We start from the raw sequence: 15,461 nt of genomic DNA, 5'->3' as shown, positions 1-15,461 counted from the left end.
GAATATTGCCCAGCAAGCGTGATCATCTCGCGTTAGATGAACCCAATGTTGGCGCTGACCTCGCCCACCTGAACCCCGGTTCAGGATGCCGGTCCGGTGGACCTTCGCAGGCACCTTATTCTTGGGTTGCTCCCGCTAAATAGCAGCTCCGGCATCGCCAAACGGGCTTCCTTTCCCTTGTTCTCTGGCCCACTCGGTCAAGCGTTCTGGCGGCACGCCCGGCGCATACAAATAGCCCTGATACGCACCGCAATTCAGGCCATGCAGATAGTCTCTTTGCGCAACCGTCTCCACCCCTTCAGCCACCACCGTCAGCTTCAGCGCATGGGCCATGGCAATGGTGGCACTGACGATGGCACGGTCGCTTTCGTCTTCGGGTAATCCGGTAACAAAAGACCGGTCAATTTTGAGTTTGGAGATGGGAAACTTCTTCAAATACGACAGGCTGGAGTAGCCCGTGCCAAAGTCGTCAATCGCCAAGCGCACGCCCAACTGGTGCAATGCAAACAAGCGGGGCAAAGCCTCATTGGCATCGTGTACCAGAATGGATTCGGTCAGCTCCAACTCCAGCAAGTCTGCATCCAGCGCCGCTGCAGCCAGGCACTGCGCCACTTGCTCCACAAAGTCCACCTGCTGAAACTGCAACGCCGACACATTCACGGACACGCACAGGCGCAAACCCATCTGCTGCCAAAGGACTGCCTGCGCTACGGCGGTTTCCATCACCCAGCGGCCAATGGGCACGATCAGGCCGGTTTCCTCGGCGAGGGGAATGAACTCTGCGGGCGACACCGTACCCAACGCGGGGTCCGTCCAGCGCAACAAGGCCTCCGCACCGACCATACGGCCGTCGGACAACGCAACCTGCGGCTGGTAGTGCAGCCGAAACAGACCCTGCTCCAAGGCGCGGCGCATCGCGTGGTCCATCCGCATGCGAGAGAGCAAATCCACATTCATTTGCGGCTGGTAGAAGCGGAAATTGCCCCGCCCCCGCTCTTTGACACGGTACATGGCGGTATCCGCGCACTTGATCAAATCATCCAGTGTGCGGCCGTCATCCGGGTACAGCGCAATGCCGATACTGCAACCCAGCACCAAAGGAATGTTGTCCAGCGCATACGGCTGGGCCAGCCCAGCCAGAATGCGGCGCGCGGCTGTCTCTGCGCCCGCGGCATCGGCGTCCTGCACGAAGGCAACAAATTCGTCGCCCCCCAAGCGGCACAGCGTATCTACATCGCGCATGCCGTTGCCGATGCGTTCGGCAACCTCCATCAACACACGGTCGCCGAACGAATGCCCCAATGAATCGTTGATGTTTTTGAAACGATCGAGGTCCAAAAACATGATGGCAAACCGCCCGTGGTTGCGCTCCGCCAGGCGCAAGGCGAACTCCACACGCTGGCCTAGAAGGGTGCGGTTGGGAAGCCCCGTGAGTACATCGCGAAACGCGAGTCGCTCAATATGGCTCTGCGCTTCCAGGCGCGCCGTCATGTCACTAAAGTGCCCTACGGTATGGGCAATACGCCCCTGCGCATCCTGCAACGCCACCCAGGACACCTCCACGGCCATGGGAATGGCTCCCAGCTTGCACCAGACCTCGCCGGACCAGTGCCCTTGCGCGACGAGCGCCATTTCAATGTCCGCAAACAGTTCAGGCCGCTGCGGGTCGTAAAACAAAGCGGCAGCGGTCTGGCCGTGCAAGAGGTCCGAGGTATCGCCGCTGCCCCAGCCCGTCAGCGTGTGAAACCTCGGATTCACCTGCACGACCCTATATGCAGCGTCGGTGATAAATACGGCGTCAGGGCTGGACTCAAACACCTTGGCTGCAAGCCGCAAAGCCGCTTGGTCGGCCAGATGACGGCTGATATCGCGAAACGTATGCACCTGCCCACAAACCCGGTGGCGGCTGATTTGGGGCACGGTGCGGTGCTCCAAGACCCGCCCGCTATGCAATGTGACCATGCCCGGGGGTAGCTCATCGGGCGCACCATGTTGGCTGCTAGCGGCAGAAGTCCACATCGAGTGAAAAGCGTCGGGATGTTGCACCTGGGCCTCCATGGCGGTCAATAAACCCGCAAACCCGTTAGCCTCCAAAGCAGGTACATCCAAAGACCACAGCTGCGTAAACACATGGTTCACATGACGCACACGGCCCTCCAAGTCGAGCACCAGAATGCCATCGGCCGAGGACTCCAATGTGGCGCGCATCTCGGCCATGCGGGCCTCTAGCTCATCGGCAGCGGCACTTGCAGCCCGCAAGTCTTTCAGGGCCACCAAGTACACAGGAGCCTGCTCATCAAGCACCACACGACTCACCTTGCGCTCTACCGGCACGGCGTCGCCATCGGCACTGCGCAAAAGGGTGTGGGAGTGGATGGAGTCCGCCAGCCCCGCTGCCACGTCCTCCCAAAAAAACATGTCTTCCGGCGTTGCGGTGAGCTCAATGGCGGGCAGCCCGACCAAGGCATCGCGCGCTAAACCGGTGAGCGCGCACGCCGCCGTGTTGACCCCCACGATACGCAAGCTCAACGGGTCCACCAACCACACCGCCTCCAGCAGCCCTTCCAAGCAGCCGCTTAGCGCATCCAGCGTCATGCAGCAGGCTCTGCGGGCCACTCGGGTTCAATGGCTTGCTCAAAAAAGTAGGCAATCCGCTGGCGTGGTGCCAGATAGTCCAGCGCAGCCGGCGGCAGATTGACCGGCTTGAGGCTGCGGCGTATGCCCAATTGCGGTGCTTTTTCCAGGTCGAGAATCAAGGCCTCGTACTTCGGGATGGCCGGGTCGTGCACCACGACCTTGGGCTTCAAGGGGCGCGAGGAGTTGACGGACACCACCATGGCATACCGGTCGTCAATCAGCTGCACCACCGAGCCGGGCGGGTACACCCCCATCATGCGAATGAAGGCGCTCAAGGTCGCAGAGTCAAATCGGGATTTGAGCTGCGCAAAAATAAGCGACAAGGCCTCGTGCGGCGTCAGCGCCGAGCCCGGGCGGCTCGGGTTGCAGAGGTTGTCGTAGCGATTGACCAGCGACAAAATACGCCCCCCCACCCCGCTGGCATCTCCTTTGAGCCGGGCCGGGAAGCCACTGCCATCCGCCAGCTCATGGTGCTGTTGCATGGCCACCACCGCAGGTGCCTGCAGCTCCATGGCCTTGGCAATCGTGACGCCCTCTGCCACATGGTCTTGGTACATGCGGAACTCGGCCGACGAAAAGCTGTCTTCCATCCACCGCACCCGGTCCGGCAGCTTGACTTTGCCGATGTCGTGCAGATAAGCCGCCATGCCCAGATCGTGCAGATCGCTGCGCGACAAGCCCATGGCCTTCCCCAACAAGAGCGCAATGATGGTGACATTGACCGGATGCATGGACGACTTGTCCCCCGCAGCCTCCGACAACAGGCGGATCGAGGCTTCGCCTTTGTCCAGCATGTCGTTCACATACGTGGTCACCATGGCGCCGCAGGGGCCTGCGGCTTGCTTGGGCTGGGTTTGCACCAGCTCCATGGTTTTGCGGTACAGCCGCACCGACTCGGCAAATCGGCGCTCACAGGCCACCAAACTGCGCTCCTGCGCGGCCAGCATCGACGCACGCAGCTGCCGCTGCTCCCGCTCACGCGCCTGTGCCAGCAAGAGCGCCTGCTGGGCGGTGGATTGCGCGTTGTCCTGAGGGGTCTCGGGTGGCGCGTCATCGGGCAGCGCATCACTCTTGCCGGGCACGTAGCGGACCTGCTCACGCCCCAGCCCCCGGATGACTTCGACTTGCTTGTGTGTGCTGATTTTGAAACTACTGGTGGGAAACGGATGCGCCATCCACCCCACGTCCAACTCAACGTAATGCCCTACCCGCAACAGTGCTACATCAATCCAAACGGAGTCTTCAGATTTCATACTTTAAAGGTGGCTCGTGCCACCGGAATGCCGCGCCGTGAGCGGCGGGTGTCGTGAAGAGTTAACACAAGTCAAAAAACAGAAGATCAAGAATACCCCAGCCGCCAGGCCCTCCAGCCAAACCACCGACGGTTTGTGCATATCTGCAACAGCCACCACACAAATAAAAAAGCCCGCTTTAAGCGGGCTCCATGTCATAGACCAGCGAGGCTTAGCCCATGTGCAAGCCGCCGTTAACCGAGAAGTCCGCGCCAGTGGCGTAGCCGCCTTCGTCAGATGCCAACCAAGCAATGATGGACGCGATTTCCGAAGGTTCACCCAGGCGTTTGACGGGCACCGTCGCCACGATCTTGGCCAGCACGTCTTCACGGATGGCTTTCACCATGTCGGTACCGATGTAACCAGGGCTCACGGTGTTGACCGTCACGCCCTTGGTAGCCAGCTCCTGGGCCAAAGCCATGGAGAAACCGTGCATACCGGCTTTGGCAGCCGAATAGTTGGTCTGACCCGCCTGACCTTTTTCACCGTTCACGCTGGAGATGTTGATAATGCGGCCCCAACCTTTTTCCACCATGTCCGGCACCACTTGCTTGGTGACGTTGAACATGGAGTCCAGGTTGGTGCTCATCACCGCTTGCCAGTCTTCGCGGCTCATCTTCAGGAACATGCGGTCACGGGTGATACCGGCGTTGTTCACCAGCACGTCGATGCTGCCGTGCTCGGCCTTGGTCTTGCTGAAGGCTTCGACGGTGGAATCCCAATCACCCACGTTGCCCACGGAGGCATAAAAGGTATAGCCCAGCTCTTTTTGCTCGGCCAGCCACTTGGCGTGGTCGCGGGTGGGGCCGCAACCGGCAATCACCTTGAAACCATCTTTGTGCAAACGCTGGCAAATGGCGGTCCCGATGCCACCCATACCACCGGTCACGTACGCTACTTTTTGACTCATATTGTTTCCTCTTTTTTAAAACTCGATTGCTATCAAATAGATAGCTGCTTGCGCACATTCTGTAAGCGCTAGCAGCCTAAAACACTTACAAATTAACGCTCCACCGCCAGCGCCACGCCCATGCCGCCGCCGATGCAGAGCGAGGCCACGCCCTTCTTGGCACCACTGCGCTGCATTTCGTGCAACAAGGTCACCAAGATGCGGGCACCGGACGCACCGATGGGGTGGCCGATGGCGATGGCGCCACCGTTCACGTTCACCTTGGCGGGGTCAATGTCCAGCAGCTTGTTCACGGCGCAAGCTTGCGCGGCAAAGGCTTCGTTCAGTTCGAACAAGTCCACATCCTGCGCCTTCCAGCCGGCACGTGCCAAAGCACGTTGTGTAGCAGACACAGGGCCCAAACCCATGATGGCGGGGTCCAGGCCGGTGGTGCCGAAGCTGGCAATGCGGGCCAAAGGCGTCAAGCCCAAGGCGGCAGCCTTCTTGGCGGTCATGACCACCACGCCGGCGGCGCCATCGTTGATGCCGGAGGCGTTGCCCGCAGTCACGCTGCCGGCCTTGTCGAAGGCGGGGCGCAGGCCAGCCAAGGCTTCTGCGTTGGTTTTCTTGTTGATGAACTCATCGGTATCAAACACGATGGGGTCACCCTTGCGCTGGGGAATGCTCACCGGCACGATTTCAGCCTTGAACTTACCGGCATCCTGCGCCGCAGACGCCTTTTGCTGGCTGGCCAGCGCTAAGGCGTCTTGCATGTCGCGGGTAATGCCGTTGGCCTTAGCCACGTTTTCAGCGGTAATGCCCATGTGGTACTGGTTGTACACATCCCACAGGCCGTCGGTGATCATGGTGTCCGCCATCTTCCACTCGCCCATGCGCTGGCCATCTCGGCTGCCAAGCAGCACGTGGGGGGAGGCGCTCATGTTTTCCTGGCCGCCGGCGATCACGATGTCGCTATCGCCCCAAGCCACAGCTTGCGCTGCCAGCATCACAGCCTTCAGGCCGGAGCCGCACACGGCGTTGATGGTCAGTGCGGGGGTTTCTTTGGCCAGACCAGCCTTCATCACTGCTTGGCGTGCGGGGTTTTGGCCCACGCCAGCTGCCAGCACCTGGCCCAGAATGACTTCGCCCACGGCGTCTACCGGTAGCCCGCTGCGTTCCAGCAGGCTCTTGATCACAATGCTTCCCAGCTCGGTTGCGGGGGTTTTGGCCAAAGAGCCACCGAATTTTCCAACTGCAGTACGGGCCGCAGCAACGATCACGATCTCTTCCATCAGGTGTCTCCTTCTCAATGAATCAAAAAATCAAGCTTTCGCCTGTACGTAGCGCCCTGGAGCCGCCTCTATAGCTTTGTATTTCCCCTTGCCATAGCCTTTGGGGGCAGCAATCTGCTTGCCAGCGTGGCCCTTGAGCCACGCGGCCCAATCCGTCCACCAGCTGCCCGGATGTTCGACCGCCCCCTCCAGCCACTGCGCATGCGTTTTGGGCAATTTGCCGTCTGCACGGATCCAGTGGCTGCGTTTGTTTTTGGCTGGCGGATTGATCACGCCTGCAATGTGGCCGGAGGCGCCCTGCACAAAGCGTTTTTTGCCCGGCAGCACTTGGGTGGAGGCATAAGCCCCCCCGATGGGCACGATGTGGTCTTCCCGCGAGCCGTAGATGTAAACCGGAATGTCCACAGCGCTCAAGTCCAGCTTTTCACCACACACGGTGAGCTTGCCGGGCTTTTTGAGGTTGTTTTCCAGATAGGTGTTGCGCAAGTACCAGGCGTAATAGGGGCCAGGCAGATTGGTGCTGTCGCTGTTCCAGTACAGCAGATCAAACGGCGGCGGGGTTTCGCCCTTGAGGTAGTTGCCCACCACGTAGTTCCACACCAAATCGTTAGGGCGCAAAAAGCTGAAGGTGCTGGCCAAGTCCTGGCCCTTCATCAGCCCGCCCTTGCCCAGCTCAGCCTCGCGGTACTTGACCATGGCTTCGTCGATGAACACATCGAGAATGCCGGTGTCCGAAAAATCGAGGAAGGTGGTGAGGAAGGTGGCACTGTCCACCGGCTGCTCACCCCGCGCGGCCAATACACCCAGCGCGGTGCCCAGCATGGTGCCGCCTACGCAGAAGCCCAGTGCATTGATGGTGGGCGAGCCACTGATGTCTTGGGTAACGCCAATGGCCTTGATGACGGCGTCCTGGATGTAGTCGTCCCACGTCTTGTGGGCCAAAGACTGGTCGGGGTTGCGCCAGCTCACCACAAACGTGCGGTGGCCCTGCTCTACCGCGTAGCGGATGAGCGAGTTGTCCGGCTGCAAATCGAGGATGTAAAACTTGTTGATGCACGGTGGCACCAACAAAAACGGCTTCTCGTAAACCTTGGCGGTGAGCGGCTTGTATTCGATGAGCTGGAACAGCTCGTTCTCAAACACCACCGCGCCTTCGGTAGTCGCCACGTTTTTGCCAACTTCAAACAGGCTTTCGTCCGTCATGGACACATGGCCTTGCTGCAGGTCGTGCACCAGGTTTTTCACACCCTTGGCAATGCTCTCGCCCTTGGTTTCAATCGCTTTTTTCTGCGCTTCAGCGTTCAGCGCCAGGAAGTTGCTGGGAGACGCAGCCGCCATCCATTGCTCTACCGCAAAGCGGATGCGGTTTTTGGTCTTGGCATCGGTCTCTACCGCCTCGGCCAAGCCCATCATGGTGCGGGCATTGAGCAAATAGGCTGCGGCTGCATAGGCCGCCACCGGGTTGTCGTGCCAGGCAGGGGCGGCAAACCGGCGGTCCGACAAGCTGGGCGCTTGCGTCATGCCCTGGGTGAAGAGCTCGAGGGCTTCGTCGGTATACGACTTTTGCAGGGCCTCCAACCGCTCGGGCGCAAACCGGATTTCGGGCAGCGCCTCCGGCAAAGCAGGAAATCCGGCCCCCGCACCGCCGACATCCAGCCCCTTGAAGGACTCCAGTGCCTTGGAAAAGCTTTGGGTGAATGCCTGTTGAAACTGCTCAGCCGCTTGGGCCATAAAGTCAGAAGAGGGTTGCGTCACGCCATCACCTTGAAATTTAGTGGGTCTAGTCTAACTGCCAAGTATGGCAGGCTTATGCTGCGATATCCTGACACGACTACCCCTCCGAAACCCTGATGTACATCATTCCCATTGCTTGGCTTTACGTGGCGCTCATGATGAGCGTGGCCGAGGCCACCAACACCACCGGCACTGTGCTGGGCGCCATCTTTACGTTTGTGCTTTACGGGCTGCTCCCTGTGGCGTTGATGATGTATTTCATGGGCACGCCGGGCCGCAAGCGCGCGCTGCGGGCCCAAGAAATGGCCGAGCGCGAAGCCGCCATTGCCGCCCACCAAGCCGCTGCGCAGGCTGCCACAGAGGCGGCCAACCCCAGCGTCAACTCACTCCAGCCAAATGCAAGCCGCCTGCCGGCCGCTGACCCGATCGCGCCGGTGGCTGAAAAACCGTAGCGGGTTGCCCACGGTACACCACGCGGTGCTGCCGTCGTTACCCCAAATGCTGCTCACACCGGCGGCCTGTAGCCGCTGACGCGCCAAACCCGGCAAATTCGCCAGCCACTTGCCATCCGGCTGAGGTGTAAAAAATTCTGCAGCTGCCGGCAGCGCCGCCACAAAAGCGCTGCGCACCTCCGCCCCCACTTCAAAGGCTTGCGGGCAGATGCATGGCCCGAGCCACGCTATGATTTCAGGAGCTGCTTGCGCATACTCCACGGGCGCTAGAGCCCTCAAAAACTCCAAAGTGGCTTCCAACACCCCGCGACCGCCCTCACCCACCAAACCGCGCCATCCGGCGTGGGCTGCAGCGACCTGGCGACCATCCGCCGTGGTCAGCAACACCGGCAAACAGTCCGCCACCATGATGGTGCAGACCACGCCGGGTGCGGTGGCGGTGCAGGCGTCCGCCACTGCGCCATCAGGGGTGTGAGCGTCCAACGCCAGGCAGTGGCTGCCATGCACCTGGTTCAAAAACACCGGGCGCCCGCCGACCGCATCCGCCAAGCGCTGGCGGTTGAGGTGCACCAAAGCGGCATCGTCTGCCACATGCAAGCCGAGGTTCAGGCTGTCGTAGGGGCTCGGGGATACACCACCTTGGCGCGTCGTGCATAAGGCCCGCACATTGCCGGGCGCGGGCCACGCGGGCACGATCCAGTCGGGGTGCGGGCTCCGGGCCTGCATCTCAGGCTTGGGCATCGGGGCAGGCCTCCGGCCGGGCGGCTTGGAAGGCGGGTAGTGCCATGCAAGCATCGAATGCCGACATGGTGCGAGGCAACCCATCCAGTGGCACGGCAAAACGCTGCGCATTGAAGATCAGCGGCACGAGGCAGCAATCTGCCAGCGTGGGAGCTGCGCCAAAGCAAAAGGTCTGCGGTGCATCCCCGCCGCGCTGGCGATGCCAGGCGTCAAGTGCCAGCAGTTGGTGCTCAAAGCTCTCCAGCCCGCTGCGCGTCCAGTGGTGGTACCAGCCGTTCTTGGCCGCCTCGTCTACGCCCAAGGGCCCGACCAGGTAGCGCAACACCCGCAGGTTGTTGAGCGGGTGAATCTCGCAAGCGATGGATTGGGCCAGCGCGCGCACCTTGGCGCGGGCCAGGGCGTCGCCCGGCAACAGGGGCGCTTGACGGTGGGTTTCGTCCAAATACTCCATGATGGCCATGGACTGGGTCAGCACCTCACCGGCATCCTCCGAAGCGGGCACCAAGCCATCCGGATTCAGGGTGCGGTAGTCCGGCTGCAATTGCTCGCCACGCACCAGGTGTACGGCGGCATAGTCGTAGGGCAGGCCCTTGAGTGCGAGTGCAATGCGCACCCGGAAGGCGGCGGAAGATCGAAAGTAGCTGTACAACTTCATGCCGCCGAGGATAAACCGATGCCGTTACCATTCCACCATTCAACCCCGATTTGGAGACACCATGATTCTTGAGCTTGCCGACATCCGCATCCAACCCGGCCAGAACGCCGCTTTTGACGAAGCCATTGCCCGTGGCCTGCGCGACGTGATCTCCAAGGCCAAGGGTTTTCAGGGCTACAAGGTCAACAAGGGCATTGAGAGCCCCGAGCGCTACATCCTGCAAATCTTTTGGGACACGCTGGAAGACCACACCGTGGGCTTTCGCGAGAGCGATCTGTTCACCCAATGGCGCGCCATCGTGGGGCCCTTCTTTGCGCAACCACCCGTGGTCGAACACTTTGACCTGGTGGTGAAATCGGTCTGAGCCCCGGCTTCGCCTACCGCGCTGTTTCTCTGCCCTTGCCTACCGGAGTTTGTTCATGAGCTTTGTCATTCCCCAGCCTGCCCCCGCCAGCGTCGCCGTTGTCGGCCAGGAGGCACGTTTTCCGGTGCACCGCATCTACTGCGTGGGCCGCAATTACGAAGATCACGCCAAAGAAATGGGCCACACCGGCCGTGAGGCTCCGTTCTTTTTCATGAAGCCGGCCGATGCGGTGCTGGCTGCAGCGCCGGGCGCGACAGTAGACATGCCCTACCCCACCCTCACTGCCAACCTGCACCACGAAGTGGAGCTGGTCGTGGCCATTGGCAAGGGCGGTAGCCATATCCGGGCGGCAGATGCCCACCAGCACATTTACGGTTACGCCGTGGGCTTGGACATGACGCGCCGCGACCTGCAAAACGACATGAAGAAACAGGGCCGCCCCTGGTGCATCGGCAAGGGTTTTGAGCACTCGGCCCCCATTGGCCCCATCACCCCGGCGGCGCAGGCCCCCGGCGCAGAGTCGGCGGCTATTGCGCTGCAAGTCAATGGCGCAGATCGCCAGCGCAGCACCGTGTCCAAGCTGATTTGGAACATTGCCGAAACCATCGAGCAACTCTCCGCCGCTTGGACCTTGCAGCCCGGCGACCTGATTTACACCGGCACCCCCGAAGGCGTAGGCGCTGTGGTGCGCGGCGATGTGTTGCATGGCACCGTGGAGGGCCTGGCGCCGCTCACGGTGCGGATCGTCTGACTCATGCAACGCGCCCCCATCAAACACTGCAAAGAATGCGGCACTGCCGTCGAATACCGGGTGCCGGACGACGGCGACACCAAGCCCCGCGCCGTTTGCCCCGCGTGCCACACCATCCATTACGAGAACCCGCTCAATGTGGTGGGTACCGTGCCGCATTGGGGCGACAAAGTGCTGCTCTGCAAACGCAATATTGAGCCGCGCTTTGGCAAATGGACGCTGCCCGCCGGCTTCATGGAGCTGAGCGAGACCACCGCCGAAGGTGCCGCCCGTGAAACCGATGAAGAGGCCGGCGCACAGTTCGAAATGGAAGGCCTGTTCACACTGCTCAACGTGGCGCGTGTAGGTCAGGTCCATTTGTTTTACCGGGCGCGGCTCACCAGCGACCAGTTCAACCCGGGCACCGAAACCATCGAGGCCAGGCTCTTCAGCGAAGAAGAAATTCCTTGGGACGAGATTGCCTTTCGCACCGTCAAGGAAACGCTGGAGCACTACTTTGCCGACCGCCGCAGCGGGCACTACGGCATTCACACCATCGACATCGCGTGAGCACCGCCCTACTGCCCAGCTATGTGGTGCTGGACCTGGAAACCACCGGTGGCAACGCTACCCTGGACCGAATCACCGAAATTGCGGCAGTACGTATCGACAACGGGGTAGAGACCGCACGCTGGTCCACGCTGGTGAACCCGGGTGTGCGCATTCCCCCCTTCATCCAGAGCCTCACCGGGATTACCGATGCGATGGTGGAAGACGCCCCCACCTTTGCCGAAGTGGCCAAGCCCCTGCTGGAGCTGCTGGATGGTGCGGTGTTCGTGGCCCACAACGTGCGTTTTGACCATGGTTTTGTGCTGAATGAGCTGGCGCGGCTGGAGAAACCGCTCAAGGTCAAAACCCTGTGCACCGTGCGCCTGTCGCGCCGCTTGTACCCGCAGCACAAAGGTCATGGGCTGGATGCCATCCTGCAACGCCATGGCCTGCAGACCCAAGCGCGCCACCGTGCAATGGGCGATGTGGATGTCGTGCTCGCGTGGCTGGACATAGCCACCCGCGAGCTTGGGACTGAGGCCGTACAGCGCGAGGCCCTGGGCCTGTTGCAAGGCAGCGCCGCCCTGCCCCCGCAACTGGAAACCGATGTGTCTGAGATTCCCGACACACCGGGGGTGTACCTGTTTTATGGCGAAGGCAGCATCCCGCTGTATGTGGGCAAAAGCGTCACCCTGCGCACAAGGGTGATGTCGCATTTCCAAGCCTCCAGCAAGGTGGCGCGCGAGATGCGCATCCTGCAGGAAATCCGCCGTGTCGAGTGGCGTGAAACCGCGGGCGAACTGGGTGCGCTGCTGCTGGAGTCCCGCCTGGTCAAAGAGCTGCAGCCCATCCATAACCGCCTGCTGCGCAAAGAAAAGCAGCTCATGGCTTGGAAGTTGCACGAAGACCCCACGGCCCGCCCCCAGTTGCAACTGGTGCGCATGGACGAAGTCAACGCTGCCGACATGGGGCAGTTGTATGGCGCCTACCGCTCCAAACGCCAGGCCCTGGACAGCCTTCGCGCCCTGGCCGATACCCACCTGCTCTGCCCTTTCGCGCTGGGCCTGGAGTCCGGCAAAGGCGCCTGCTTTGCCTGCCAGATCGGCCGCTGCAAAGGCGTGTGCGCCGGGCGTGAAACCCCTGCCTTGCACCGGGTGCGCTTGCAATTGGCGCTCACCGAGCATCAACTCCACGCGTGGCCCCATGCAGGTCGCATGGGCATCCGCGAGCACAACCCTCTCACGGGCCGCACGGATATTCATGTCTTCGACCAGTGGTGCCACGTGGCTACCGCGCACGACGAGGAAGGCTTGCAAGACGCCGTTTCTGCCCGCCAGCCCTTGGCGTTTGACCTGGACACTTACCGCCTGCTGGTCAAGCGGCTCACCGGCGCAGGCCTGCATTCGCGTGAAGTGATTCACCTCGGTGCTGCCCGGAGTAGCCATGAACACGCCAGCTAGCCCACTGCGGGTGCAACTGGCCAGCGCGCTGCTGGACCTGGTGGTGCACGTGCCCGAGAGCCATGAGGCGGAGCGACAAGACACCGCCCTCCGCGCCCATGCGATTGCCCGCAAGGCCGCCCGACAGGCCAGCATGGTGGCGGCTACCCTGTCTCTCCCGCCTGGATGGATGGGCTGGCTCACGGTGCTGCCCGAGATGGTCAGTGTGTGGAGGATTCAGGCCCAGATGGTGGCCGACATTGCTGCCCTCCATGGCCAACGCAGCAGCCTGGGCCAAGAGCAGATGCTGTATTGCCTGTTCAAACATGTGTCTGCCCAGCTGTTCCGCGACTTTGCAGTGCGGGCGGGCGAGCGGGTGGTGGTGCGCTCCAGCGGCCTGAAAGCACTGGAGACCCTGGCCCTGCAAATCAGCGGCAAGCTGCTGGGCTCAGCATTGAAAAAAGGCGCCTCGCGCTGGATTCCGCTGGCCGGCGCAGTGGGCGTGGGCGCGTATGCGTATTACGACACGCTGCAAGTGGCCAAAAACGCGCAGCAACTGTTCGCCACTCGGCCACAATAAGCCCCTTTTTTCTTTTCACTGCTGCAGGCGCTATGGCCAAACTCTTTTTCCGCTATTCGGCCATGAACGCCGGCAAATCCACCTCGCTGCTTCAAATTGCCTACAACTACGAAGAACAAGGCCAGCGGGTGCAACTCTTTACCGCCCGCATTGACGACCGCAGCGGCGTAGGCAGCATTGCCTCCCGCTTGGGGTTACATCGCCCAGCCGACATTTTTGAAGATCGCACCGACTTCGAGGCCCTGCTGCGCACCCAAGCGGGCCTGGCCTGTGTGCTGATCGACGAGGCGCAGTTCCTGACCCCCGCCCAAGTGGAGCAGCTGCACCGCATTGCCCACCTGCGCAATATTCCGGTGATTTGTTTTGGCCTGCGCTCCGACTTTCAGGGGAAGCCCTTCCCCGGTGCAGCCTATTTGCTGACCCTAGCCGATGACATGGAAGAAATCAAAACCATCTGCGCCTGCGGCCGCAAAGCGACCATGAACGTGCGCATTGACGACCAAGGCCAGCGAGTGCGCGAGGGCGAGCAAGTGCTGATCGGCGGCAACAGCCGCTACCAGCAAACCTGTGCGCGCTGCTTTTACGAAAATGGCGCTACGCCATCCGCTTAAAAAGTACTCAACAACTTTTGCACGAGGCCAGCGCCGCCTTCAGCTCGGGAATCATCTTGAGCATGGCTTGGCGGCCGGCTTCAATCGCGCGTTTGCGGGCACCGAAGTCGGCACTGCTTACGCCCTGTAAGGCGGGGCGAACCACCACATCGGCCTCGCGCAACTCAAAGCGGTTGATGCTTTTGCCCATGATGGAGAAGGTCTGCAGCAGAATATCGAGCGTGCCACCGGTCAGGCTTCCCTCGGGCGGTGTGGAAATATCCACCGCAATCACAAAGTCGGCACCCATGCGCCGCGCCGCAGCGACAGGCACCGGTGAGACCAATCCACCATCCACATACTCCCGCCCGGAAATCTTGACCGGCTGAAATACTGCGGGCACCGAGCTGGACGCCCTCACGGCAGTGCCTGTATCGCCACGCTGGAACAGCACGTCGTTACCGGTATTGAGGTCTGTGGCAACAATACCCAAGGGCATGGGCAGCTCTTCAATGAGCTTGGAGCCCACCTGCCAATTCACGTATTTGGCCAGCGCATCACCACGCAACATGCCGCGGCTGAAAATTGGCAGCGTCCAGTCGGCAATCGCAGCCTCCTCCATCGTTTCTGCGACGCGCTGGAGCTGCGCGCCGTTTTTACCACTGGCATAAATGGCGGCTACGAGGCTACCGGCAGAGGTGCCAGTGACTAGATTAGGTTTGATGCCGTTTTCTTCCAGCACCTGGATCACGCCCACGTGGGCAAAGCCCCGCGCGGCGCCACCGCCTAATGCCAGCCCGATTTTGGGTGGTGGCTTGGGCACCATGCCTACGGGTGCGGTCACATCCGGGCCACTCGCCACACTGCCTTTGGGCCCGGTTGGCCCTGTAGCGCACGCCGCCAACACCAGCACCGGCAATAACGCCAAGTAAACGCGGGCATGTTTCAACATATTCACTCTTCCACCTTCCTGCACTTCATTGATCTACCATCTGCACCATGCAACACCCCTCGCAAGGAGCGCTCGTGAAAACCCTTTGGTTCATTGGCTTGGTCGCCATCGTACTGCCCACACTGGTCTTTTTTGCCGGTCAATTCGGCTTTCTGAGCGGCAGGCCACCACAGGACCTAGGCGTCAAAGACGGCCGGCTCAAACCACCATCCGTGACGCCCAACAGCGTCAGCAGCCAAGCCAAGCTATACCCGGACCATCCGCAGCGAGGTTACGCAGACATTGCCCCATTCAGCTACAGCGGCGACGGAGCCGTGGCACTTCGCAAAGTGGACCAAATCTTGCGCAACACACCTAAAACCACCGTAGTGACCGAGACGGCCGACTACCTCTATGCACAGAGCACAACACCACTGTTGAAGTTCACCGACGATGTGGAGTTTTGGCTCAGCCCGGAAGAACATGTGATTCATGTGCGCTCAGCCAGCCGCCTAGGGCGCAAAGACTTTGCGGTGAACCGGACCCGGGTAGAAAACATAAGGGCCCAGTTTTTACAAAACTGAGC

The 15,461-nt window shown here is 61.1% G+C and carries 16 protein-coding genes; 8 read left to right on the top strand and 8 right to left on the bottom strand.

What is annotated here, in order from left to right:
• Nucleotides 1–135: 135 nt before the first annotated feature.
• The 5 genes from FDM28_RS11320 to FDM28_RS11300 all read right to left on the bottom strand — a co-directional run bounded on the left by FDM28_RS11320 (nt 136) and on the right by FDM28_RS11300 (nt 7,841).
• Nucleotides 136–2,595 carry a sensor domain-containing protein gene (locus tag FDM28_RS11320; RefSeq protein ID WP_138515296.1) on the bottom strand — a complete coding sequence of 820 codons (2,460 nt, stop codon included), beginning with the start codon at nt 2,593–2,595 and terminating at the stop codon, nt 136–138.
• Complete coding sequence (locus FDM28_RS11315; protein WP_138515295.1) at nt 2,592–3,890, bottom strand: cyclic di-GMP phosphodiesterase; 1,299 nt, start codon at nt 3,888–3,890, stop codon at nt 2,592–2,594. The genes FDM28_RS11320 and FDM28_RS11315 overlap by 4 nt, the downstream gene beginning before the upstream one ends.
• Before the next feature lie 211 nt (nt 3,891–4,101).
• On the bottom strand, nt 4,102–4,839 hold the full coding sequence (gene phbB / locus FDM28_RS11310) for an acetoacetyl-CoA reductase (RefSeq protein ID WP_138515294.1): 738 nt from the start codon (nt 4,837–4,839) through the stop codon (nt 4,102–4,104).
• Between the two features lie 92 nt (nt 4,840–4,931).
• The gene (locus tag FDM28_RS11305; RefSeq protein WP_138515293.1) at nt 4,932–6,110 is read right to left on the bottom strand and encodes an acetyl-CoA C-acetyltransferase; all 1,179 of its coding nucleotides are present in this window, start codon (nt 6,108–6,110) and stop codon (nt 4,932–4,934) included.
• A 30-nt stretch (nt 6,111–6,140) separates the two neighbouring features.
• Nucleotides 6,141–7,841: a PHA/PHB synthase family protein gene (locus FDM28_RS11300; RefSeq protein ID WP_138516258.1), complete on the bottom strand. Its 1,701-nt coding sequence runs from the start codon at nt 7,839–7,841 to the stop codon at nt 6,141–6,143.
• A 119-nt stretch (nt 7,842–7,960) separates the two neighbouring features.
• Between FDM28_RS11300 and FDM28_RS11295 the strand changes: the two genes are divergently transcribed.
• Nucleotides 7,961–8,296, top strand: a complete 336-nt coding sequence (locus tag FDM28_RS11295; protein WP_138515292.1) for a hypothetical protein — start codon at nt 7,961–7,963, stop codon at nt 8,294–8,296.
• On the opposite strand, the gene pgeF is transcribed toward FDM28_RS11295, so the two are convergent.
• Both pgeF and maiA read right to left on the bottom strand, forming a co-directional pair.
• Entirely contained in the window at nt 8,228–9,022 is a 795-nt protein-coding gene (gene pgeF, locus FDM28_RS11290; RefSeq protein WP_138516256.1) for a peptidoglycan editing factor PgeF, read from the bottom strand. The genes FDM28_RS11295 and pgeF overlap by 69 nt on opposite strands.
• Nucleotide 9,023: 1 nt before the next feature.
• Nucleotides 9,024–9,692 carry a maleylacetoacetate isomerase gene (gene maiA / locus FDM28_RS11285; RefSeq protein ID WP_138515291.1) on the bottom strand — a complete coding sequence of 223 codons (669 nt, stop codon included), beginning with the start codon at nt 9,690–9,692 and terminating at the stop codon, nt 9,024–9,026.
• A 61-nt stretch (nt 9,693–9,753) separates the two neighbouring features.
• Here maiA and FDM28_RS11280 point away from each other — a divergent pair, with 61 nt between their 5' ends.
• The 6 genes from FDM28_RS11280 to FDM28_RS11255 are packed head-to-tail and all read left to right on the top strand — an operon-like array spanning nt 9,754 to nt 13,965.
• A complete protein-coding gene (locus FDM28_RS11280; RefSeq protein ID WP_138515290.1) occupies nt 9,754–10,056 on the top strand; it encodes an antibiotic biosynthesis monooxygenase family protein in 303 nt (100 codons plus the stop codon).
• 55 nt (nt 10,057–10,111) lie between these two features.
• Nucleotides 10,112–10,807 (top strand): fumarylacetoacetate hydrolase family protein, encoded by a 696-nt coding sequence (locus FDM28_RS11275; protein ID WP_138515289.1) that lies wholly within the window; start codon nt 10,112–10,114, stop codon nt 10,805–10,807.
• 3 nt (nt 10,808–10,810) lie between these two features.
• Nucleotides 10,811–11,356, top strand: a complete 546-nt coding sequence (locus FDM28_RS11270; protein WP_138515288.1) for an NUDIX hydrolase — start codon at nt 10,811–10,813, stop codon at nt 11,354–11,356.
• Nucleotides 11,353–12,795: an exonuclease domain-containing protein gene (locus tag FDM28_RS11265; RefSeq protein WP_138515287.1), complete on the top strand. Its 1,443-nt coding sequence runs from the start codon at nt 11,353–11,355 to the stop codon at nt 12,793–12,795. Before FDM28_RS11270 ends, FDM28_RS11265 begins: the two co-directional genes overlap by 4 nt.
• On the top strand, nt 12,779–13,354 hold the full coding sequence (locus FDM28_RS11260; RefSeq protein ID WP_138515286.1) for a hypothetical protein: 576 nt from the start codon (nt 12,779–12,781) through the stop codon (nt 13,352–13,354). Before FDM28_RS11265 ends, FDM28_RS11260 begins: the two co-directional genes overlap by 17 nt.
• A 32-nt stretch (nt 13,355–13,386) precedes the next feature.
• A complete protein-coding gene (locus tag FDM28_RS11255; RefSeq protein ID WP_138515285.1) occupies nt 13,387–13,965 on the top strand; it encodes a thymidine kinase in 579 nt (192 codons plus the stop codon).
• A 7-nt stretch (nt 13,966–13,972) separates the two neighbouring features.
• On the opposite strand, the gene FDM28_RS11250 is transcribed toward FDM28_RS11255, so the two are convergent.
• Entirely contained in the window at nt 13,973–14,896 is a 924-nt protein-coding gene (locus FDM28_RS11250; protein WP_138515284.1) for a patatin-like phospholipase family protein, read from the bottom strand.
• A gap of 74 nt (nt 14,897–14,970) precedes the next feature.
• Here FDM28_RS11250 and FDM28_RS11245 point away from each other — a divergent pair, with 74 nt between their 5' ends.
• Nucleotides 14,971–15,459 carry a DUF1499 domain-containing protein gene (locus FDM28_RS11245; protein WP_240791988.1) on the top strand — a complete coding sequence of 163 codons (489 nt, stop codon included), beginning with the start codon at nt 14,971–14,973 and terminating at the stop codon, nt 15,457–15,459.
• The last annotated feature ends 2 nt before the right edge of the window (nt 15,460–15,461 follow it).

It is taken from the genome of Rhodoferax bucti (genome assembly GCF_005876985.1).
Classification (GTDB): Bacteria; Pseudomonadota; Gammaproteobacteria; order Burkholderiales; family Burkholderiaceae_C; genus Allorhodoferax; species Allorhodoferax bucti.
This window is presented reverse-complemented; position numbering and strand designations above follow the sequence as displayed.